This window comes from Youngiibacter fragilis 232.1 (genome assembly GCF_000495435.3).
Lineage (GTDB): Bacteria > Bacillota > Clostridia > Clostridiales > Clostridiaceae > Youngiibacter > Youngiibacter fragilis.
The window spans coordinates 1-1,253 of the sequence record NZ_AXUN02000066.1 but is presented as its reverse complement, the minus strand read 5'-3'; the positions used below and the strand labels follow the sequence as shown (position 1 = coordinate 1,253).

The following is a 1,253-nucleotide window of genomic DNA, read 5'->3' as shown; positions in this document are numbered from 1 at the left end:
CGCCCATGCCGGGCGCACAACTAAAAAACTGGAGATGCCGTTAAGGTATCTCCAGTTTTAAGGTTATGATTGGGACATGTGCCTGTCTATGAAATGTGTCACATAACGCATTGCTCTGGCCGCTTCCGGAACCGACTTTCCAAATACAGGGAATACATGGAACATCCTGTTCCAGACCTGAACTTCAACATTCACGCCTTCCTTGTATGCCTTCTCAGCCAAATCGATAGAGTCTGAGAGCAGTACTTCATCTCCGCCAACTATGATAAGCATCGGTGGAAATCCGCTGAAACTTCCATATATAGGCGAGACCAATGGATTTTCATATTCTTCAGGTGGCGCATATTCTGGAGCAAAGTCCATGTTCTTGCTGAATATCAGGTCCTTGCTCCTGTTTATAATATGGCTTTCCCCTCGGGATGCGAGATCAGTCCAGGGTGAAAAGGCAACTATTGCCTTGGGTAATGGCTTTCCAATCTGTTTGAGCTTATGTACAAGCGAGAATGCAAGTCCGCCACCAGCTGAATCACCAACTATTACAATCTTTGAAGGAGAATATCTTTCGATCAGGTATTCGTAGGCACTTAACGCGTCTTCAAGGGCTGCCGGAAACTTATTCTCTGGAGCAAGCCGATAATCGACAGATAATGTCCTTACCCCAAATTCATCTGCAAAATTGATTCCATTCCTTCTCATATATGCACCTCCGCCGAACGTGAACCCGCCGCCGTGAAGATACATTATACATTCATCCTGTGATGCTCCTCGTGGTATTGAAAACAGACAGCAACTATCACCAATCAGGACATCTTCAATCGAAACTCCATCAGGCACCTTTACCTTCAGTTTTTCTTCAGTAAGCTTTCTCAATTTGTCAGTATCCCTCAAATTGAGGGATATTCTTACCTTGCTTATCATCCGTGTCAGCATTGATGGACTTTCATTCATGAAAAGGACGTATGGTTTCTTATCCAAAATCTCATCTCCATTATAATATCATCCAATATAATGAATTATACCACATATGCCATATCTTTAATTACAAAGCGACAACACTGTACTTATTAATACAAAAAAACAAAAAATCCGGCATATCTGCCGGATAAAATTATCCATAAAATAAAAATGGCTCCGCGAAGAGGGCTCGAACCTCCAACCTATCGGTTAACAGCCGAGTGCTCCACCATTGAGCTATCGCGGAATATCCATTTTTATATCTTTTATAAAAAGATAAATCTGGCGACAACCTACTT

At 42.3% G+C, this 1,253-nt stretch carries 1 protein-coding gene and 1 tRNA gene; both read right to left on the bottom strand.

Annotated elements, in window-relative coordinates:
- Positions 1–63: 63 nt before the first annotated feature.
- Positions 64–975 carry an alpha/beta hydrolase gene (locus T472_RS04400; RefSeq protein WP_023388110.1) on the bottom strand — a complete coding sequence of 304 codons (912 nt, stop codon included), beginning with the start codon at positions 973–975 and terminating at the stop codon, positions 64–66.
- A gap of 151 nt (positions 976–1,126) precedes the next feature.
- Positions 1,127–1,201, bottom strand: a tRNA-Asn gene (locus T472_RS04395).
- Positions 1,202–1,253: the final 52 nt, after the last annotated feature.